Here is a 19,082-nt window from a genome sequence, read left to right on the forward strand (position 1 = left end):
TCACCCGCCCTGCACCCCCGGGGCCCCGGCCCCCCTCACGGGGGCTCACCCGCCCTCGGACGGGGCCCCCCCCCCCGGGGTGTTCGGGCGCCCGGACCGTGGGCGCGGCGGTCAGCCGCCGTTGACGTTCGCGGCGATCCGGTCACCGAGCGCCTTGTCGATGTTGCGCCAGTACTGGACCGCCCGGTCGAGGACCGGACGGCTCACCCCGGCCAACAGGTGCCCGCTGACGTTGGAGACCAGCCGGTCCCGCGCCGCGTCGTCGAGGACCTGCCGCACCAGCGTCCCGGCCTGACCCCAGTCGTCGTCCTCCCGGTGCAGGGCGTACGCCTCGCGGACCATCTCGCCGGCCGACTCCCAGCCGGCGATCTCCCCGAACCGGGCGGTGTCCGCCGCCGGACCGCCGTACGAGTTGGGCGCGTACGGCGCCGACACGTTCGCGGGGTCGTACCGCATCGGGCCGTCCTTCGCGTACGAGCCGACCACCGAGTGCGGTCGGTTCGGCGGGAGCTGCGCGTAGTTCGGGCCGATCCGGTACCGGTGGGTGTCCGGGTACGAGAACAGCCGGCCCAGCAGCATCTTGTCCGGCGACGGGCCGATGCCCGGCACCAGGTTCGACGGTTCGAAGGCGGCCTGCTCGATGTGGACGAAGTAGTCCTCCGGATTCCGGTTCAAGGTCATCCGGCCCACCTCGACGAGCGGGTAGTCGCCGTGCGGCCACACCTTCGTCAGGTCGAACGGGTTGAAACGGTAGTCCGGCGCGTCCGCGAACGGCATGATCTGCACGTACGCCGTCCAGGACGGCGGCTCGCCCGCCTCGATCGACTCGTACAGGTCCCGGCGGTGCAGGTCCGCGTCGGTGCCCGCCAACTCGTCGGCGTCCGCCTGGGTGAGGAAGTCGATGCCCTGGTCGGTCTTCAGGTGGTACTTGATCCAGAACCGCTCGCCGCCCCCGTTCACCCACATGTACGTGTGCGAGCCGTAGCCGTTCATGAAGCGGTACGACTTGGGGATGCCCCGGTCGCCCATCAACCAGGTCACCTGGTGCGCGGTCTCCGGGGACAGCGTCCAGAAGTCCCACTGCATGTCGTTGTTGCGCAGACCGGTGCGCGGATGGCGCTTCTGGGAGCGGATGAAGTCCTGGAACTTCTGCGCGTCCCGCACGAAGAACACCGGGGTGTTGTTGCCGACCAGGTCGTAGTTGCCGTGCTCGGTGTAGAACTTCAACGCGAAGCCGCGCGGGTCCCGCCAGGTGTCGGGGGAGCCCTGCTCACCGGCGACCGTCGAGAACCGCGCCAGGACCTCGGTGCGCCGACCCGGCTGGAAGAGGTCCGCCTTGGTGAACTGGCTGACGTCATTGGTGACCTCGAAGAACCCGTACGCGCCGCTGCCCTTGGCGTGCACCACCCGCTCCGGGACCCGCTCCCGGTTGAACTGGGCCATCTTCTCGATCAGGTAGTGGTCCTGGAGCAGGACCGGCCCGTTCGAGCCGACGGTCAGCGAGTGCTCGTCGCTCTCCACGGGGATGCCGGCGTTGTTCGTCGTGTACGGGGCGGAATCCGGTGCCTCGGTCACGAGCGTCCTCCCATGCATGAGGGGGAGCCGGGGGACACGGGGGATGTCCCCCGGGGCGTGGTCGCTTCGTCCACCACGCCAGTCAACTCCGCCGACAGGAGGTCGGCAACATTTGATCGCCCGGTGCGTGCCGGTGCGTCCCGGTGCGGGGGCGCCGCCCCCGCACCGGGGACCTACGCCTGCGGGCCCGGGTTCCGGTTCAGCTCGAACCACACGACCTTGCCCGTACTGAGCCGGGTGGCGCCCCAGCGCCGCGCCAACTTGTTCACCAGGTACAGCCCCCGACCGCCCTCGTCGGTGGCCCGCGCCTGCCGCAGCCGCGGCAGCTGCGGGACGTCGTCGCCCACCTCGCAGCGCAACACGTCCGTCCGCAGCAGCCGCAAGGTCACCGGCCGCGACGCGTACCGCACCGCATTGGTCACGACCTCGCTGACCAGCAGCTCCACCGAGTCCGACAGCTCCTCCAGACCCCACCGGGCCAAGGCCACCCGGGCCAGGCGCCGGGCCCGGCTCGGAGCCTTCTCGTCCGGTTCCAGGAACCAGTACGCCACGTCGCTCGGGGCGATCCCGTCGAAGCGGGCCGCCAACAGGGCGATGTCGTCGTCCCGGTCGCCCGGCCCCAGCATGTCCAGGACCTCGTCGCACAGCGCTTCCAAGGGCGGCGGATGGTCCGGGCCGGTGAGCTGCGCGGTGGCCGCCAACCGGGCCCGCAACTGCTCGATCCCCGCCACCACGTCCCGCAGCCGCGACTCGACCAGACCGTCCGTGTACAGCAGCAGCGTCGCCCCGGCCGGAGCGTCGAGCTCCACCGCCTCGAAGTCCACGCCGCCGACCCCGATCGGCGCGCCCGCCGGCACCCGCAGCACCTCCGCCCGGCCGCCCAGGTGCAACAGCACCGGCGGCGGATGACCCGCGTTGGCGATGGTGATCCGGTGCGATACCGGGTCGTACACCGCGTACAGGCAGGTCGCCATCCGGTCGTGCCCGAGCCGCTGCGCCTGCTCGTCCAGGTGGTGCAGCACCTCCTGCGGCGGCAGGTCGAGACCCGCGAGGGTCTGCGCCGTGGTCCGCAGCTGACCCATGATCGCGGCCGAGGTCATCGAATGGCCCATGACGTCGCCCACGACCAGCGCGACCCGGCTGCCGGGCAGCGGGATCGCGTCGTACCAGTCACCACCGACCCGCGCCGTCTCGGCCGCCGGCAGGTACCGCGACGCCAGCCGCACCCCGGTCGGCCGGGGCAGGGTCTCCGGCAGCATCGTGCGCTGCAACTCGTCCGCGATGTACGCCTCGCGCCCGTACAGCACGGCCTTGTCGATGCCCAGCGCACTGTGCGTCGCGAGCTGCGCCGCCACCAGCAGGTCCTCGCTGTCGAACGACACCCGGTCCGGACGGCGCAGGAAGATCGCCGCGCCGATCACCCGGCGGCGCCCGCGCAACGGTGCCAGGATCGTGTGCCGCCCGCCCGGCACCGTACGGGTCTCCCCGAGCAGCTCCGGCAGGGCGTCGAGGGCGTCCTCCGCGAACACCGGCCGCACCCCGCGCAACACCTCGGCGAGCGCCCCGCCGGGCCGCACCGTGCACAGCTCGGTCGTCCCGGTGGCGTCCAGGTCGAGCTGGAGCGCCGGCAGCGAACCGCCCGTCTCGGTGTCCCGCTCCTCGGGAATCCGGTCGGTGCGCCGCAGCCGCAGCACCACCGGGCCCATCGGCCGTTCGTCGCCCACGGGCAGCGGATCGCGCAGATAGACGAGGATCGCGTCCGAGAAGGTCGGCACGGTCGCCCGGCACAGCCCCATCACGATCTCGTCCAGGTCGAGGCCGCGGGCGATCCGCCGGGTGGCGGCGCCCACGAAGCGCAGCCGGTCGCCGTCCCGCCGCATGTGGGTCATGCCGGGCTGGACACCCGCCCCGGCCCCCGCGCCCCGCCGCTCGACGCCGTCGGGCGGTCCGGGACTCCCCGCGGACGAGGGGCCGCCCTCGCTCTGACGCGTCGCGCTCTCACCGTGTTCCGTGGGGCCCTCCGGGTCGCTGCGGGTGTCACCGGGACTCTCGCCGTGGGTCTCCTGGCCGTCCGTGCGGACGCCGTCGTGCCCCGCCGGGCCCTCGTCCGGGGCCGGCCGGGCACGGTGGGCGGCCGAACCGTCGGCTCCGGGTTGGGCGTGCTCGGTGCCGGACTCCGCGTCGCCGCCGCGCGCCCCGCCGGGGCGGGGCTGGGACGGCATCGCGGACGTCGTCCCGGGAGCGCTCGCCTCCGGGGACGTCTGGGCACGCAGCAGCGCCCCGCGGGGGTCCACGGGGGCAGCGGGAGGACCGGCCGTGCCGTACTGGCGGCCCTCAGGGGGGAGGGGATGCTCCGTCACGCGTGTCGAATCCGTCCGTCCGGGGCTGCGCACCGCGCGGCCAGGCGGTCACCGGGAGGTGCCGGAGCTGTCCGCGCGGCACACGGTGATCAGGTGCGTCGGCAGTTGAGGAACAGTTGGTGCTCGGGTGGTGCGTCCGCCCGCGAGGGCGCGTACGAAAGCAGGTCCTCGTCAGTGATCTCGAACCCGGCCTCCCGTACCACTTGGGACAGCTCTTCCCGCAGGAAGCCGGACACCCGGATGAAGTGGCTCATGAACGGGATCTCCGCATCGTCCAGGTCAGCTTCCACCATGGACATCGCCAGGACTCCGCCGGGCTTCAGCAGCTGGTGGAACTGCCGCAACGCATAGGGTATTTCGGATCGGGGCAGCATCAACAGTGTGAAGAAGCACGTGATCCCGTCGAAGTGGCCCAAGCCGTCGGGCCCGGAGACGCGCAGCGTGGCCAGATCGCGCTGTTGGAACTCCGCCTCCGGCACGTTCGTGCGGGCGAGTTCCAGCATGCCCTCGGAGAGGTCGACCCCGAGGACCGCGTGTCCGGCGTCCACCAGCTGGCGGGCGGTCGGAATCCCGGTGCCGCACCCCACGTCCAGCACCCGTGAACCCGGCGGCAGCTCGGCCAGCAGCCGGGACACCGCGGTGACCTGCCCCTCCTTGTGCGGGAACGCCTCGTCGTAACGCCCACCGATGGCGTCGAACGCCTCCGCCTGGCCCGAACGGTCGGGCGCACCCTCGTCCGGTCCCTCGTAGGCCGCGTACGCCTCGTCGCGCTCGCTCACGTTCTGGCCACCCCTCGATGACATCCGGTCAGACCTCGCGCAAGCCCAAGGAGTTGCTGCTGTGCGCCCTTGTGGAGGACGATCCTACGGTTGACCCACGGGGGCGCATCAAGGGTCTCATGAGGACACATGCGCGGGCGTACGATCCCAGTCCTCCGGCAAGGCCGGAATCGGCCATACCGGATCGGGCCGCCACGCCGGCCAACCATCACGGAACGGCGCCCCCCACGCCCTGATCGCCTCGACCGCTGCGTCTCCCGCCTCCCGTACCCGGCGCGCCTGCCGCGGGGCCATCAGCCCGGCCCGCTGCGCCTGCGCGAACTCGTCCTCGTCGTGCCACCGCCAGCTGCGGTCGGGCTGCACGGAGATGTCCAGGAAGTGGTCCTCCGAGTCCACCCCGCCGTCCCAGCGGACACGTGGTTCCTCCAGGTTCACGTACCAGTTCTTGAACCGCCAGTCGGGGTGCCAGAACAGCCACACCGACCACGGTTCACCGGGGCGGGCCAGCTTCAGCACGCCGGTGCCCGCCCAGCGGTCCCGCCGGAGCGTGCGGGGCTTGGTGTAGCGCGTCGCCAGCGGCTCCTCGTGCGGCGGGGTGCCGTCGGCGAGGACCGGGCGCACGCACTCGGTGCCCGGGGCCATCCAGACGGCGAGGAGGTCCGGGGCGTCCCGGACGACGGTCACCGGACGGCAGATGTGGAACCCGTCGCCGCCGTTCGCCCGGTACCGCCACAGGATCTGGTCCCCCGCGTCCCACGGTCCGCGCACCCCGTCTTCGCCCGTCATGCCCAGATAGTAGGTTCCCGGGCCGGGCGACGCGCCGAATACGTCATCCCGGTGGCCCACCGACGGCCCCCGTCACGCGTGTGAGGGACCCGGCGCCCGGCTCCGGGGTGCCCCGGGCCGGGCGCCCCGGCGGTCAGGGGCGGGTCATGCGCAGGACGTCCAGCGCGGCGTCGAGCTGCTCCAGGGTCAGGTCGCCCCGGTCCACGTACCCGGCCTCCAGCACCACCTCGCGGATCGTCCGGCGCTCGGCCAGCGCCCGCTTGGCGACCTTCGCGGCCTCCTCGTACCCGATGTACTTGTTCAGCGGCGTCACCACCGAGGGCGAGGACTCCGCGTACTCCCGGGCCCGCTCCCGGTTCGCGGTGATCCCGTCCACCGTGCGGTCGGCCAGCAGCCGCGAGGCGTTGGACAGCAGCCGGACGGACTCCAGCACGTTCTTGCCGATCACCGGGAGCATCACGTTCAGCTCGAAGTTCCCGGCGGAGCCGGCGACCGTGATCGTGGTGTCGTTGCCGATGACCTGCGCGGCGACCATCAGCACCGCCTCCGGCACCACCGGGTTCACCTTGCCCGGCATGATCGACGACCCGGGCTGGAGGTCCGGCAGCTCGATCTCCGCGAGCCCGGTGCGCGGCCCGCTCGCCATCCACCGCAGATCGTTGGCGATCTTCGTCAGCCCCACCGCGATCGTCCGCAGCTGCCCGCTGGTCTCCACGATCCCGTCCCGGGCGCCCTGCGCCTCGAAGTGGTCCCGCGCCTCGGTCAGCGGCAGCCCGGTGTCCGCGGCGACCTCGGCGATCACCGCCGCCGAGAACCCGGGCGGGGTGTTGATCCCGGTGCCCACGGCGGTCCCGCCCAGCGGCAGCTCCGCCAGCCGCGGCAACGAGGACCGCAGCCGCTCCACCCCGTAACGGACCTGCGCCGCGTACCCGGCGAACTCCTGGCCGAGGGTGACCGGGGTCGCGTCCATCAGATGGGTCCGCCCGGACTTCACGACGTCCGCGAACTCCTCCGCCTTGCGCTCCAGCGAGGCGGCCAGGTGCTCCAGGGCGGGGACCAGGTTCCGGGTGACCGCCGCGGTCGCCGCGATGTGGATCGAGGACGGGAACACGTCGTTGGACGACTGCGAGGCGTTCACGTGGTCGTTGGGGTGCACCCCACGCCCCAGCCGCTCGCTGGCCAGCGTCGCCAGCACCTCGTTGGTGTTCATGTTGGACGAGGTGCCCGAACCCGTCTGGAACACGTCCACCGGGAAGTGCTCGTCCCAGCGGCCCTCCGCGACCTCCGAAGCCGCCGCGACGATCGCCTCGGCGACGTCCCGGTCCACCACGCCCAGCTCGGCGTTGACCTTCGCCGCGGCGCCCTTGATCCGGGCCAGGGCCTCGATGTGGGCGCGCTCCAGGCGCTGCCCGGAGATCGGGAAGTTCTCCACCGCCCGCTGGGTCTGGGCGCGCCACTTCGCGTGGGCCGGCACCCGCACCTCGCCCATCGAGTCGTGTTCCACCCGGTGGTCGTCTCCCGTGGTGGTGCCGGTGCGGTCGTCGTGAGCGGTCGCCATCTCGTCCTGCCTCCTGGGTGGGTCGGTCCGCGCGTCGGACCGGTGCGTCGGATCGGTGCTCGTGGTCCCCGCCTTGGTAGCGGACGGCTCCGCCCCACGTATTCCCCACCGACCCGACTTTCCCGCCCGTCCCACGCCCCACGGGGGACCCGCGGTCCGGCGGGGCGGTCAGCCCAGGCCCGGGCCCCGTACCGGGATGTTGGTGAAGGTGGGGGCGGGGGCCGGGTCCTTGAAGAAGTCGTTGCCCTTGTCGTCCACCACGATGAACGCCGGGAAGTCCTCGACCTCGATCCGCCAGACGGCCTCCATGCCCAGCTCCTCGTACTCCACCACCTCGACCTTCTTGATGCAGTCCTGGGCGAGCCGGGCCGCCGGGCCGCCGATGGAACCGAGGTAGAAGCCGCCGTGCGCCCCGCAGGCGTCCGTGACCTGCTGGGAACGGTTGCCCTTGGCCAGCATGACCTTGGAACCGCCGGCGGCCTGGAACTGCTCCACGTAGCTGTCCATGCGGCCCGCCGTGGTGGGGCCGAAGGAGCCGGAGGCGTACCCCTCGGGGGTCTTCGCGGGACCGGCGTAGTAGACCGGGTGGTCCTTGAGGTACTGCGGCACGCCCTCGCCCGCGTCCAACCGCTCCTTGAGCTTCGCGTGGGCGATGTCCCGCGCGACGACCAGCGGCCCGGACAGCGACAGCCGGGTCTTGACCGGGTACTTGGTCAGCTCGGCGAGGATGTCGTCCATCGGCTGGTTGAGGTCGATCCGGACGACGTCGCCCGACTCCGCCAGGTGCGCGTCGGTGGTGTCGGGCAGGAACCGCGCCGGGTCGGTCTCCAACTGCTCCAGGAACACGCCCTCCGCGGTGATCTTCGCGACGGCCTGGCGGTCCGCCGAACAGGACACGGCGATGGCGACCGGCAGCGAGGCCCCGTGCCGCGGCAGCCGCACCACGCGCACGTCGTGGCAGAAGTACTTGCCGCCGAACTGCGCGCCGATCCCGATCCGCTGGGTCAGCTCGAAGACCTTCTCCTCCAGCTCCTCGTCGCGGAAGCCGTGGCCGAGCGGGGAGCCCTCGGTGGGCAGGGCGTCCAGGTAGTGCGCGGAGGCGTACTTGGCGGTCTTCAACGCGAACTCGGCCGAGGTGCCGCCGACCACGATCGCCAGGTGGTACGGCGGACACGCGGCCGTGCCCAGGGAGCGGATCTTCTCCTCCAGGAACTTCATCATGGAGGTCTCGTTGAGGACGGCCTTCGTCTCCTGGTACAGGAACGACTTGTTGGCCGAGCCGCCGCCCTTGGCCATGAACAGGAACTTGTACGCACCGCCGTCGGTGGCGTACAGCTCGATCTGCGCGGGCAGGTTGGAACCGGTGTTCTTCTCGTCCCACATGGTGAGCGGGGCCATCTGCGAGTAGCGCAGGTTCAGCTCGGTGTACGCGTCGTAGATGCCCCGCGACAGGGCCGCCTCGTCGCCGCCCTCGGTGAGGACGTGCTGCCCGCGCTTGCCCATGACGATCGCCGTGCCGGTGTCCTGGCACATCGGGAGCACCCCGGCGGCGGCGATGTTGGCGTTCTTCAGCAGGTCCAGGGCGACGAACTTGTCGTTGCTGGAGGCGTCCGGGTCGTCGATGATCCGCCGCAGCTGGGCGAGGTGCGCCGGCCGCAGGTAGTGCTGGATGTCGTGGATGGCCTCGGCGGCGAGCTTGCGCAGCGCCTCGGGCTCCACCTTCAGGAACGTGCGCCCGTCCGCCTCGAAGGTGCTGACGCCCTCGGCGGTCACCAGGCGGTACGGCGTGTGGTCCGCCCCCAGCGGAAGCAGATCGGAGTACGCAAACTCTGGCATGACGCCCATTCCTTCACTCAGCGGCCCTGAGCACCGCCGGCGTCGGCGGCGCACCGTTCAGCGTAATCCGCGACCCCCGGCAACCCGCCCCGGGGTGGACGCGTCCCTCCCTTCGCAGGTACGGCTTCCGCCGCGGCCCCTAGTCGCGATCTATCGCGTCTGGGTAATCTGGGTGCGTGGACCTCGAAAAGCGCCCAGCAGCCCAGGAACCGGCCCCGTCGAAGCCCGTGGGGCTCCGCGCCTCGGACGCCGACCGCGACCGGGTCGCGGACATCCTCCGGGAGGCGCTCGCGGAGGGGCGCCTCACCGCCGAGGAGCACTCGGAGCGGGTGGAGGGGGTGTACAGCGCCAAGACGGTCGCCGAGCTGGCGCCGTTCGTCCAGGACCTCCCGGCCGGTGCCCAGTTCGCCCCGCCGCGCCCCGCCCCGCAGCAGGTGCCCGCCCGGCCCCCGGTCGGCGGGGTGCCGTTCGCGCCGCCGGAGAACCTGGTGGCCGTGTTCAGCAGCAGCAGCCGCCGGGGTCGCTGGCGGGTCTCCCCGCGCACGCACGCCTACGCGATCTTCGGCAATGTGGAGATCGACCTGAGCGAGGCGGTCTTCGCCCACCCGCACATCATGATCAAGGCGTTCAGCCTCTTCGGGAGCGTCGAGATCGTCGTCCCCGAGAACGTCTCGCTGCGCGGCAACGGGGGCGGCATCCTCGGCAACTTCGAGGTGGACACCGTCGACTCGGCCGAGTCCGGTGCGCCGGTGGTCCACGTGGACGGCTGGTCCGTCCTCGGCAACATCGAGGCCACCGCCCGCAAGGGCCGTCGGATCGTCGACGCGCTGAAGGACCGCCCGGGGGACCGGGTGCGCAAGCACCTCGGCCTCTGACGCCCGACGGCTCCGGCTGACGCGCGAGGGCTCCGGCACTGGTCCGTACCTGTCCGAGAACACCTCTGTACGGGAACGCAGTGCATAGGCGCACGCACAGCGGGTAGGGCTTGCTCCATCGCCGCTCCCTTGCGAAGCCGTCGTCAGGAGTAGATCGTGCTGCATCCGCCGCATCAGAACTTGCAGGTCGCCGCCGTTCCACCGCCGCGGCTGCCAGCACAGGATCGGGATCAGGACTCCCCGTGGCACACGGAAGCGGTCTGCCGCCGGGACGAGGCGGGGCTCTTCTTCGCGCCGTCCAAGGAACCCACCGCGGCCAGGCTCTCCCGCGAGGAGGCCGCCAAGGGCGTCTGCGCCCGCTGTCCGGTGATGATCGAGTGCCGGGAGCACGCACTGCTCCAGCCCGAGCCCTACGGGGTGTGGGGCGGGCTGACCGCCGCCGAGCGCAGGGTGGTGCTCGCCCGTCGCCGTCGGCGTGACGTGGAGTTGAAGAAGGCGGCGCACACCACGGACCACATCGCGGCGGCCGGCTGACCGCTCGGGGGAGCGCCCCGGCCACCTGCACGGACGCCCCGTCGGACTGCGTACGCCGACGGGGGTGCCCTCCCGCACAGCAGGGCACCCCCGTCGCCGTACCGGGGTCCACGGCCTCAGCCGTGGTGGTACGGGGGCTACTTGGCGCGGTCGAAGTCGATGGCGCTGTACGCGCGCAGCTTCGCGAGCCGGTGCTCCGAGTCGATCTGACGGATGGTGCCGGACTTGGAACGCATCACCAGGGACGAGGTGGTCGCCGTCTCGGAGCGGTAGCGCACCCCGCGCAGCAGTTCGCCGTCCGTGATGCCGGTCGCCACGAAGAACACGTTGTCGCCGGAGACCAGGTCGTCGGTGTGCAGCACCCGGTCGAGGTCGTGGCCGGCGGCGATCGCCCGCTCCCGCTCCTCGTCGTCCTTCGGCCACAGTTTGCCCTGGATCGTGCCGCCCAGGCACTTCATGGCGCAGGCCGAGATGATGCCCTCCGGGGTGCCGCCGATGCCGAGCAGCAGGTCGACACCGGTGCCCTCGCGGACGGCGAGCACCGAACCGGCCACGTCGCCGTCGGAGATCAGCTTGATCCGCGCGCCGGTCTCCCGGATCTCCTTGATGACGCCCTCGTGGCGGGGCCGGTCGAGGATGACGACGGTCACGTTCTCCGGAGAGGAGCGCTTGGCCTTGGCGACCCGGCGGATGTTCACGGCGACCGGGGCGTCGATGTCGACGTAGTCCGCGGCCTCGGGGCCGGTCACCAGCTTGTCCATGTAGAAGACGGCGGACGGGTCGAACATGGCGCCCCGGTCGGCCGCCGCGAGGACCGCCACCGCGTTGGGCATGCCCTTGGCGGTCAGGGACGTCCCGTCGATCGGGTCCACGGCGATGTCGCACTCGGGGCCGGTGCCGTCGCCGACGTGCTCCCCGTTGAAGAGCATCGGGGCCTCGTCCTTCTCGCCCTCCCCGATGACGACGACGCCGTTCATCGAGACGGTGGAGACGAGGGTCCGCATGGCCCGGACGGCAGCGCCGTCGGCGCCGTTCTTGTCGCCGCGCCCGACCCAACGGCCCGCGGCCATGGCGGCGGCCTCGGTCACCCGGACGAGTTCCAGGGCCAGGTTGCGGTCCGGGGCCTCGGACGGCACTTCGAGTTCGGTCGGCAACTGATGATGTTCGGTCATCGAGACGCACCTTTCTGATACGACGACGGCCGGATGAGGGTGTAATGCGACTCTATCCGCAGGTTGCAGCAATGAGCAGAGAGGGTCACGTTTGAGCGGCCCGGGGTCGGTGCCGGGGGCGGGAAGGGCACCTGCGACGATGGGGCGCGTGGCAGGAGCGAGCCGACTCGGCAAACAGAGCGTACGGAACATGATGCTGTCCCTCTCGGTGGCAGTGCTCTTCGCGGGATTCATCTGGCTGTTCCTCCCGCACGACGGCGACAAGGACCCGGTGCTGAAGCCGGTCGACTACCGCGTCGAGCTGGTCACGGCCCAGCGTGCGGCGCCCTACCCGGTGGCCGCCCCCAAGGGGCTGGACGACGAGTGGCGGGCGACCTCCGTGCGCTACCGGGGCTCCGAGTCCCACCACTGGCACCTCGGCTTCCGCTCGCCCGACAACCGGTACGTGGCCGTGGAGCAGTCCACCGAGAAGCCGCGCACGTTCGTGGAGCGGGTCACCCGGGGCGCCCGTGACACCGGTGTCACCCAGACCGTCGACGGTGCGACCTGGCGCAAGTACGAGGGCGAGCGGTACGACGCGCTCGTCCGCACCGAGGACGGGGCGACCACCGTCGTCCTGGGGTCCGCCTCCTTCACCCGGCTCGGGATGATGGTCGGATCGCTCGGCGCTTCCTGAACCGTCCCGCCCGGCGGGGTCGAGGGAGGGGGGGGGGGGGGGGGGCGCGGGGGGGGGGCGCCCCCCCCACACCGGCTGGGGGGCGCCGGGGGCGGGGGGCGCGGACACGGGGTGGTGACGCGCCGCCCTCGTGGGCCTCCCTGACCCGCCCCGCCGGGGGGGGTCGTGGTGGGGGGGGGGGGCCGGGCACGTGGCCGGGGCCCCACTCACGTACGGATGCGCGTCGCGCTGCGCGTCCGTCGGCTCAGACGGTGGTGACGACCTGCTCGAAGTCGAGGCGCGGGGAGCGCGGGAACCAGGCGTCGTCGCCCGGCTTGCCGATGTTGACCACCATCAGCGGGGTGTGGTCGACGTCCAGGAACTCCTTCTGGATGCCCGCGGAGTCGAAGCCCGACATCGGGCCGGCGGCCAGGCCCGCGGCCCGGACGCCGATGATGAAGTACGCGGCCTGGAGGGCGGCGTTCATCCCGGCGCTGCTCTCCCGCACCGGACGCTCCGCGAAGAACGCGTCCTTGGCCTGCGGGAAGTGCGGGAACAGCTCGGGCAGCTCCTCGTGGAACTCGTTGTCCGCGGAGAGGATCGCCACCAGCGGGGCGGTGCCCGTCTTGGCCTGGTTGCCCTGCGACATGTGGGCGACCAGCCGGGCGCGGGCCTCGGGGGAGCGGACGAGCGTCACCCGGAGCGGGGACTGGTTGAACGCCGTCGGGCCGAACTTCACCAGGTCGTAGATCGCCTGCACCTGCTCCTCGGTCACCGGCTCGTCGGTGAAGGAGTTCGCGGTGCGGGCCTCACGGAAGAGGAGGTCCTGAGCGGTGGGGTCCAGTACGAGAGACATGAATACCTTCGTGTGCGGGGGTGGGGTCCGCGCCGGGCGAGCCCTCCGAAACATTCACGAACAGCCTAACGCACATTCGATTGAACTTTCAACAAATGGGGTGAGGGTCAGCCACCGAACGCCGTTCCGCGGGTGCGGTGGGTGACGTGCGGGTGGGGCCGGCCCGGGGCGGACGGCGAACCGAAGCGACCGAAACGCGGCCCTCCGGGTCGGGATGCCGTTCGGGATTCCGGCTTGGGATCAGGACGACGCGGAGGCGTCCTCGTCGGCCAACGCCGCGTCCAACCGGGCCCGCGCCCCCTCCAGCCAGCGCCGACACACCTTGGCCAGTTCCTCGCCCCGCTCCCACAGCGCGAGGGACTCCTCCAGCGGAATGCCGCCCGTCTCCAGGCGGCGCACCACCTCGATCAGCTCGTCACGGGCCTGCTCGTACCCCGGCCCGGCCCCGTCCGTCCCGCTCATGACCCCACCTTATGCGTCGATCCGTCCGCCACCCGGACGGAGAACTCCCCCTCGGCGACCCTGGCGCGCAGCACCGAGCCCTCGGGCGCCTCCTCGGGCGCCCGCACCACCTGGCCGTCGTCCCGCTGGAGCACCGCGTACCCGCGCTGGAGCGTCGCCGCGGGGGAGAGGGCCACCACCCGCGCATGGGTGTGCGTCAGCTCGGACAGACCGCGGTCCAGATGGTGCCCCAGGGCGCGCCGCGCCCGGTCCACCAGGGCGCTGACCTGCTCGGCCCGCTCCTCCACCATCCGGTACGGGTCCTCCATCACCGGCCGGCGCAGCGCATGGGCGAGACCCCGCTCCTCGCGCTCGACGAACGCCCCGACCGCGCGGCGTGCCCGGTCCCGCAGCATCCGGACCCGCTCCAGCTCCTCGCCCACGTCGGGGACGACCTTCTTGGCCGCGTCCGTCGGCGTGGACGCCCGTAGATCCGCGACCAGGTCGAGCAGCGGTTGGTCCGGCTCGTGCCCGATCGCCGACACCACCGGGGTGCGGCACTCGGCGACCGTCCGGACCAGCTGCTCGTCCGAGAACGGCAGCAGGTCCTCCACGCTGCCGCCGCCCCGCGTCACGATGATCACGTCGACCTCGGGCAGGCCGTCCAACTCCTTGACCGCTGCCACGACCGCCGGCACCGCGTGCACCCCCTGGACAGGCACGTTGCGCACCTCGAAGCGGACGGCCGGCCAGCGGTGCCGGGCGTTCTCCAGCACATCGCGTTCGGCGGCCGAGGCCCGCCCGCACACCAGCCCGACGAGCTGCGGCAGGAAGGGCAGCGGACGCTTGCGCTCGGCGGCGAACAGGCCCTCGGCCGTCAACGACTTCCGTAGCCGTTCGAGCCGGACGAGCAGTTCGCCCACGCCGACCGGCCGTATCTCGGTGGCCCGCAGGGACAGCTGGCCGCGGGGCGCGTACCACTCCGGCTTCGCCAGCAGCACCACGCGCGCGCCCTCGGAGACGACGTCCGCGACCGCGTCGAAGACCTGGCGGTAACAGGTGACGCCGACCGAGATGTCGTGCGAGGCGTCCCGCAGGGTCAGGAACACCACTCCGGCGCCCGGCCGGCGCGAGATCTGGGTGATCTGTCCCTCGACCCAGACCGCGCCCAGTCGGTCGATCCACCCGCCGATCAGGCGCGATACGTCGCCGACGGGTAGCGGGTTCTCCGCGGACGTGGTGACAGCCATGTGCCGAGCGTAACGGCACCCACTGACAGTAGGTGCGCGGTCTGGGGGGCCTCCTGGGGGGTCCGTTCTCCCCTGCGGGTGAGTGGGGGTTGCTCGCGCAGTTCCCCGCGCCCCTATCGGGGCACCCCCTGTCCGTCAGGCATGCCGGGGCCACCTGGCGGTCGGGGCGGTCACCGGGATGATCAGGGGCGCGGGGAACTGCGCAAAACCACAGGGCACCCGCACGGGATCAGCGCACGCGGGCCACAGCGCACCGTCAGGGGCGCGGGGAACTGCGGGGGTGGCCTCGCTGCACCCACAGCACCCCCAGGCCCACCACCAACCACGTCGCCCCGACGACCTGCGCGGTGCGCGACGCCTCGACGATCACCGCGACGGTGACCCCCGCACCCAGCACCGGCAGCAACACGTGCCGCCACCACACGACCGGGCCGCCCCGCCGCCGCACCACGAACCAGCCGACCACGCTCGCGTGCAACAGGGTGAACGCCGTCAACGCACCCACGTCGACCACCGACACCAGGTGGTCCAACCCGTCGTCCCGGCGCGCCGCCCACACCGCGGCGACCAGGGTGATCACCGCGGCCACCGACAGCGCCACCCGCGGCGTCCCGTCCCCGGTCCTGGCCAGCACCCGCGGCAGCCGCCGGTCACGGGCCATCGCGAACAGCAGCCGACCCGCCGCCGCCTGACCCGCCAGCGCCGCGAAGGCCGCCCCGATCGCCTTGCTCACCGCCACCAGGTCGTGCAACCAGGTCCCCACCGACGCGTCCACCGCGTCGTAGAACGCGGAACCCTGGCGCCCCGGCTCGGCCGCCAACTCCGCCGAGGACACCGGCTGGAGCAGCGCCGCCAGATACGTCTGCGCCACGAACAGCGCCCCCGCGACCACCAGACACACCAGCACCGCCCGGGCCACCTTCGCCGAACCCCCGGTGACCTCCTCCGCGAACGAGGCGATCGCGTCGAACCCCAGGTACGACAGCACCGCCACCGACACCGCCCCCAGCACCGCCCCGAACGCGAACCCGGTGTCCCCCGCGAACGGCGACCACAGGTCCCGCTGCGCCCCGTCGCGGGCCAGCACCACCACTGCCGCGACCACGAACACCAGCAGGACGACGATCTCCATCGCCAGCACCACGAACCCCACCCGCGCCGCGGCCCGCACCCCCCACAGGTTGAGCAGGGTGGTGACGACCACCGCGAGCGCCGTCCACACCCACTGCGACACCGACGGGACCAGGGCGTGCATCGCGATGCCCGAGAACAGGTACGCCACCGCCGGGATCAGCAGGTAGTCGAGCATCGCCATCCACCCGGCGACGAACCCGGGCCCCTCGCCCAGCCCCGCCCGCGCGTAGGCGTACACCGAGCCCGCCTGCGGCACCACCCGCACCATCTGGGCGTAGCTGTACGCCGTGAAGCCCATCGCGACGGTGGCGACCACGTAGACCAGCGCCACCGCCCCGTGCGACCGGGCGTCCAACGCCCCGAACACGCCGACCGGGGCCATCGGGGCGATGAAGAGCAACCCGTACACCACCAGGTCGCGGAAGCCCAGGGTGCGCCGCAGTCGGGGGGCGCCGGAACCGCCCGGGCCACCACCGCCGACCTCGTCGTCCGTCGTACCGCTCGCGGCCATCGCGCTGCCTCCGTGGAGCCGAACCCCCGGAGCGGTGGGGGTGGTCGCCCCGCAGGAACGGGCCCGGGGGACCGTCGGTGACGCACCCCGTGCGCGGGCGGCCGTGCTCCGGCACACCCAGTCTCCCCAAGAAGGCGATCAATGACCTGTCGGACAGGGCCTTACGATGGTCCGTATGACTGCTTCGCCAGCCCGCCGGGTCCTGCTCGCCGCCCCTCGTGGGTACTGCGCCGGTGTGGACCGGGCCGTGATCGCCGTTGAGAAGGCCCTGGAGCAGTACGGGGCCCCGATCTACGTCCGGCACGAAATCGTCCACAACAAGTACGTCGTGCAGACCCTGGAACGGAAGGGCGCCATCTTCGTCGAACAGACGGACGAGGTCCCCGAGGGCTCGATCGTCATGTTCTCGGCCCACGGCGTCGCCCCCACCGTCCACGACGAGGCCGCCCGCGGGAAACTCGCCACCATCGACGCCACCTGCCCCCTGGTGACCAAGGTCCACAAGGAGGCCGTCCGGTTCGCCCAGGACGACTACGACATCCTCCTCATCGGGCACGAGGGGCACGAGGAGGTCATCGGCACCTCCGGTGAGGCCCCCGACCACATCACCCTGGTCGACGGCCCCGCGGACGTCGCCAAGGTCGAGGTCCGTGACCCCTCCCGGGTCGTGTGGCTCTCCCAGACCACCCTCTCGGTGGACGAGACCATGGAGACCGTCGACGCCCTGAAGGACAAGTTCCCGCAGCTCATCTCGCCGCCGAGCGACGACATCTGCTACGCCACGCAGAACCGTCAGGTCGCCGTCAAGCACATGGGCGCCGAGTCCGACCTCGTGATCGTCGTCGGCTCGCGCAACTCCTCGAACTCGAAGCGGCTCGTCGAGGTCGCCCTCCAGGCGGGCGCCCGCGCCTCCTACCTGGTCGACTTCGCCAGCGAGATCGAAGAGGAGTGGCTGGACGGCGTCACCACCGTCGGCCTGACCTCCGGGGCCTCCGTGCCCGAGATCCTGGTCGAGGAGGTCCTCGCATGGCTCTCGGCCCGTGGCTTCGAGGACGTGGAGCTGGTGAAGACGGCCGACGAGTCGATCGTCTTCTCGCTGCCCAAGGAACTCCGTCGTGACCTGCGCGCGGAGGCCGCGGCCCTGGTCGCGGACCGCCTCGGAGCGCAGTAGTTCGCTCCCGCGCCCGGGAGCGGCCGGCCCGGAGGAGCCGTTCGGGAAGTGACGGGCGGCGGGGCACCGTAACGTGTTCCGCATGGAGATCTTCGGTGTGGACATCGGCGGTTCGGGCATCAAGGGAGCGCCCGTCGACCTGGACCGCGGCGATCTGGCTACGGAGCGGCACAAGGTGCTGACCCCGCAGCCCGCCACCCCCGACGCGGTGGCCGACGGCGTGCGCGAGGTGGTCCAACGGTTCGACTGGCAGGGCCCCGTCGGCATCACCTACCCCGGGGTCGTCACCGACGGTGCCACGGTCCGCACGGCCGCCAACGTCGACAAGAGCTGGATCGGCGTCGACGCGCGCACCCTGCTCTCCGAACGGCTCGGCGGTCTCCCGGTGGTCGTGGTGAACGACGCGGACGCCGCCGGGGTCGCCGAGATGCGCTTCGGCGCCGGTCGCGACCGCACCGGCACGGTGCTGCTGCTCACCTTCGGCACCGGGATCGGCAGTGCCCTGTTCGTCGACGGTGTCCTCGTCCCCAACTCCGAGCTGGGGCACGTGGAGATGCACGGACGCGAGGCGGAGAAGCACACCTCCACCAAGGCCAAGGACGACCACGGCCTGAGCTGGGAGCACTGGGCGCACCGGGTCCAGAAGTACCTGCTGTACCTGGAGAAGCTGTTCTCCCCCGAACTGTTCATCATCGGCGGCGGGGTGAGCCGCAAGGCCCACAAGTTCCTGCCGCTGATCGAGGACGTCCGGGCGGAGGTCGTCCCCGCGAAGCTGGAGAACAACGCGGGCATCGTCGGGGCGGCGATGCGGGCGGCGGAACAGGGCGAGCACCGGGTGTCCGCGGCCACGGCGCCCGACCCGTCCGGCGGCGTCTGACCGGTCCGGCGGCCGTCCGATCCGATGGGCGGGGGCGCGGCGGACCCCGTCCGCCCTCACCCGATCGGCGGCGCCGGTACCGCCTACGCCTCGAACACACCCCCAAGGTCGGCCAAAGCGCGTGTCCCGCTGGCCATTCAGCACATAACCCGACCTAAGTTGGACCAGTGGAACAACCCAGGACGCGTCCCCCTCAGAACCGCTCGCGACGACCCGCGCCGCTCCCCCCGCAGGCGGGGCCCCGTGGCCGCGGGTCCGCCGCGGACGGCCGGGACGGGACCACGGCCGCGGGCTCCCGCCGTCCCGGCCGTCCACCGTCCCCGCTGGTCCGCCGGCTGCGTGCACTGCCGAACCCCCGGCTGACCGGACTGGGCAGCGGTCTCTTCTGCATCGGCTCCATGACCCTGCTGGGCTGTCTCGTCGAGTTCCTCTTCGGCGGCTCCCCCGGGGCGTACGGAGTGCTGTTCCTGCTGCTCAGCGCGCTCACCGCGCTGTGGGTGCGCCGTGCGGACCTCGTCACCGCGCCCATCTGCGTCCCCCTCGCCTTCACCGCCGGAGCGGTCCCCATCGCCGACGGCAACGGGTTCGTGGCCCGGGTCATGGGCGTGTTCACCGTCCTCGCCCTGCACGCCGGCTGGCTGTACGCGGGGACCCTCGTCGCGGCCCTGGTCGTCCTCGTGCGGGGCGCCCTGCTGGTGGCCCGCAGGGCCGC

Annotated in this window: 17 protein-coding genes; 6 read left to right on the forward strand and 11 right to left on the reverse strand. The window is 72.1% G+C overall.

Features of this window, described 5'->3' with window-relative positions; all coding sequences use genetic code 11:
• Nucleotides 1–111: 111 nt before the first annotated feature.
• The 6 genes from ACFWIA_RS28460 to ACFWIA_RS28485 all read right to left on the reverse strand — a co-directional run bounded on the left by ACFWIA_RS28460 (nt 112) and on the right by ACFWIA_RS28485 (nt 8,903).
• On the reverse strand, nt 112–1,593 hold the full coding sequence (locus ACFWIA_RS28460; RefSeq protein ID WP_387009936.1) for a catalase: 1,482 nt from the start codon (nt 1,591–1,593) through the stop codon (nt 112–114).
• Nucleotides 1,594–1,748: 155 nt separating this feature from the next.
• Nucleotides 1,749–3,935 carry a SpoIIE family protein phosphatase gene (locus tag ACFWIA_RS28465; protein WP_387009938.1) on the reverse strand — a complete coding sequence of 729 codons (2,187 nt, stop codon included), beginning with the start codon at nt 3,933–3,935 and terminating at the stop codon, nt 1,749–1,751.
• A gap of 89 nt (nt 3,936–4,024) precedes the next feature.
• Nucleotides 4,025–4,738, reverse strand: a complete 714-nt coding sequence (locus ACFWIA_RS28470; RefSeq protein WP_387009940.1) for a class I SAM-dependent DNA methyltransferase — start codon at nt 4,736–4,738, stop codon at nt 4,025–4,027.
• A gap of 93 nt (nt 4,739–4,831) precedes the next feature.
• On the reverse strand, nt 4,832–5,500 hold the full coding sequence (locus ACFWIA_RS28475; RefSeq protein WP_387009942.1) for a DUF402 domain-containing protein: 669 nt from the start codon (nt 5,498–5,500) through the stop codon (nt 4,832–4,834).
• Between the two features lie 133 nt (nt 5,501–5,633).
• Nucleotides 5,634–7,058 (reverse strand): class II fumarate hydratase, encoded by a 1,425-nt coding sequence (locus ACFWIA_RS28480; protein ID WP_387009944.1) that lies wholly within the window; start codon nt 7,056–7,058, stop codon nt 5,634–5,636.
• Between the two features lie 168 nt (nt 7,059–7,226).
• Nucleotides 7,227–8,903, reverse strand: coding sequence for a fumarate hydratase (locus tag ACFWIA_RS28485; protein ID WP_387009945.1), 1,677 nt, complete (start codon nt 8,901–8,903; stop codon nt 7,227–7,229).
• Between the two features lie 167 nt (nt 8,904–9,070).
• Between ACFWIA_RS28485 and ACFWIA_RS28490 the strand changes: the two genes are divergently transcribed.
• Together ACFWIA_RS28490 and ACFWIA_RS28495 are read left to right on the forward strand one after the other, a co-directional pair.
• Nucleotides 9,071–9,769: a DUF1707 domain-containing protein gene (locus tag ACFWIA_RS28490; protein WP_387009947.1), complete on the forward strand. Its 699-nt coding sequence runs from the start codon at nt 9,071–9,073 to the stop codon at nt 9,767–9,769.
• Between the two features lie 156 nt (nt 9,770–9,925).
• The gene (locus ACFWIA_RS28495) at nt 9,926–10,303 is read left to right on the forward strand and encodes a WhiB family transcriptional regulator (protein ID WP_387009949.1); all 378 of its coding nucleotides are present in this window, start codon (nt 9,926–9,928) and stop codon (nt 10,301–10,303) included.
• Nucleotides 10,304–10,440: 137 nt separating this feature from the next.
• Here ACFWIA_RS28495 and glpX read toward each other — a convergent pair whose 3' ends face one another.
• The gene (gene glpX / locus ACFWIA_RS28500; protein ID WP_387009951.1) at nt 10,441–11,475 is read right to left on the reverse strand and encodes a class II fructose-bisphosphatase; all 1,035 of its coding nucleotides are present in this window, start codon (nt 11,473–11,475) and stop codon (nt 10,441–10,443) included.
• Nucleotides 11,476–11,614: 139 nt separating this feature from the next.
• On the opposite strand from glpX, the gene ACFWIA_RS28505 reads away from it, so the two are divergent.
• On the forward strand, nt 11,615–12,151 hold the full coding sequence (locus ACFWIA_RS28505) for a DUF4245 domain-containing protein (RefSeq protein ID WP_387009953.1): 537 nt from the start codon (nt 11,615–11,617) through the stop codon (nt 12,149–12,151).
• 244 nt (nt 12,152–12,395) lie between these two features.
• Here the strand turns inward: ACFWIA_RS28505 and ACFWIA_RS28510 are convergent, their stop codons facing one another.
• From ACFWIA_RS28510 to ACFWIA_RS28525, 4 genes are all read right to left on the reverse strand, one after another.
• Nucleotides 12,396–12,986, reverse strand: a complete 591-nt coding sequence (locus ACFWIA_RS28510; RefSeq protein WP_387009955.1) for a malonic semialdehyde reductase — start codon at nt 12,984–12,986, stop codon at nt 12,396–12,398.
• Between the two features lie 240 nt (nt 12,987–13,226).
• A complete protein-coding gene (locus tag ACFWIA_RS28515) occupies nt 13,227–13,448 on the reverse strand; it encodes an exodeoxyribonuclease VII small subunit (RefSeq protein ID WP_385495969.1) in 222 nt (73 codons plus the stop codon).
• Complete coding sequence (gene xseA / locus ACFWIA_RS28520) at nt 13,445–14,677, reverse strand: exodeoxyribonuclease VII large subunit (RefSeq protein WP_387009957.1); 1,233 nt, start codon at nt 14,675–14,677, stop codon at nt 13,445–13,447. Before xseA ends, ACFWIA_RS28515 begins: the two co-directional genes overlap by 4 nt.
• Before the next feature lie 256 nt (nt 14,678–14,933).
• On the reverse strand, nt 14,934–16,322 hold the full coding sequence (locus ACFWIA_RS28525; RefSeq protein WP_387009959.1) for an APC family permease: 1,389 nt from the start codon (nt 16,320–16,322) through the stop codon (nt 14,934–14,936).
• A 166-nt stretch (nt 16,323–16,488) separates the two neighbouring features.
• On the opposite strand from ACFWIA_RS28525, the gene ACFWIA_RS28530 reads away from it, so the two are divergent.
• The 3 genes from ACFWIA_RS28530 to ACFWIA_RS28540 all read left to right on the forward strand — a co-directional run.
• Complete coding sequence (locus ACFWIA_RS28530) at nt 16,489–17,493, forward strand: 4-hydroxy-3-methylbut-2-enyl diphosphate reductase (protein ID WP_387009961.1); 1,005 nt, start codon at nt 16,489–16,491, stop codon at nt 17,491–17,493.
• Between the two features lie 82 nt (nt 17,494–17,575).
• A complete protein-coding gene (gene ppgK, locus ACFWIA_RS28535) occupies nt 17,576–18,370 on the forward strand; it encodes a polyphosphate--glucose phosphotransferase (RefSeq protein WP_387009963.1) in 795 nt (264 codons plus the stop codon).
• A gap of 167 nt (nt 18,371–18,537) precedes the next feature.
• The coding region (locus ACFWIA_RS28540; RefSeq protein ID WP_387009965.1) for a DUF6542 domain-containing protein at nt 18,538–19,082 on the forward strand (545 nt) is incomplete at its 3' end.

Source organism: Streptomyces sp. NPDC127068, from assembly GCF_042724695.1.
Classification (GTDB): domain Bacteria; phylum Actinomycetota; class Actinomycetes; order Streptomycetales; family Streptomycetaceae; genus Streptomyces.

Bases quoted from the DNA above. Each gene is read 5' to 3' on its own strand.
- ACFWIA_RS28530 (WP_387009961.1), top strand. From the start codon at position 16,489: ATGGTCCGTATGACTGCTTCGCCAGCCCGCCGGGTCCTGCTCGCCGCC.
- ACFWIA_RS28510 (WP_387009955.1), bottom strand. From the start codon at position 12,986: ATGTCTCTCGTACTGGACCCCACCGCTCAGGACCTCCTCTTCCGTGAG.
- ACFWIA_RS28475 (WP_387009942.1), bottom strand. From the start codon at position 5,500: ATGACGGGCGAAGACGGGGTGCGCGGACCGTGGGACGCGGGGGACCAG.
- ACFWIA_RS28480 (WP_387009944.1), bottom strand. From the start codon at position 7,058: ATGGCGACCGCTCACGACGACCGCACCGGCACCACCACGGGAGACGAC.
- ppgK (WP_387009963.1), top strand. From the start codon at position 17,576: ATGGAGATCTTCGGTGTGGACATCGGCGGTTCGGGCATCAAGGGAGCG.
- ACFWIA_RS28485 (WP_387009945.1), bottom strand. From the start codon at position 8,903: ATGGGCGTCATGCCAGAGTTTGCGTACTCCGATCTGCTTCCGCTGGGG.
- glpX (WP_387009951.1), bottom strand. From the start codon at position 11,475: ATGACCGAACATCATCAGTTGCCGACCGAACTCGAAGTGCCGTCCGAG.
- ACFWIA_RS28505 (WP_387009953.1), top strand. From the start codon at position 11,615: ATGGGGCGCGTGGCAGGAGCGAGCCGACTCGGCAAACAGAGCGTACGG.
- ACFWIA_RS28460 (WP_387009936.1), bottom strand. From the start codon at position 1,593: ATGCATGGGAGGACGCTCGTGACCGAGGCACCGGATTCCGCCCCGTAC.
- ACFWIA_RS28470 (WP_387009940.1), bottom strand. From the start codon at position 4,738: ATGTCATCGAGGGGTGGCCAGAACGTGAGCGAGCGCGACGAGGCGTAC.
- ACFWIA_RS28525 (WP_387009959.1), bottom strand. From the start codon at position 16,322: ATGGCCGCGAGCGGTACGACGGACGACGAGGTCGGCGGTGGTGGCCCG.
- xseA (WP_387009957.1), bottom strand. From the start codon at position 14,677: ATGGCTGTCACCACGTCCGCGGAGAACCCGCTACCCGTCGGCGACGTA.
- ACFWIA_RS28515 (WP_385495969.1), bottom strand. From the start codon at position 13,448: ATGAGCGGGACGGACGGGGCCGGGCCGGGGTACGAGCAGGCCCGTGAC.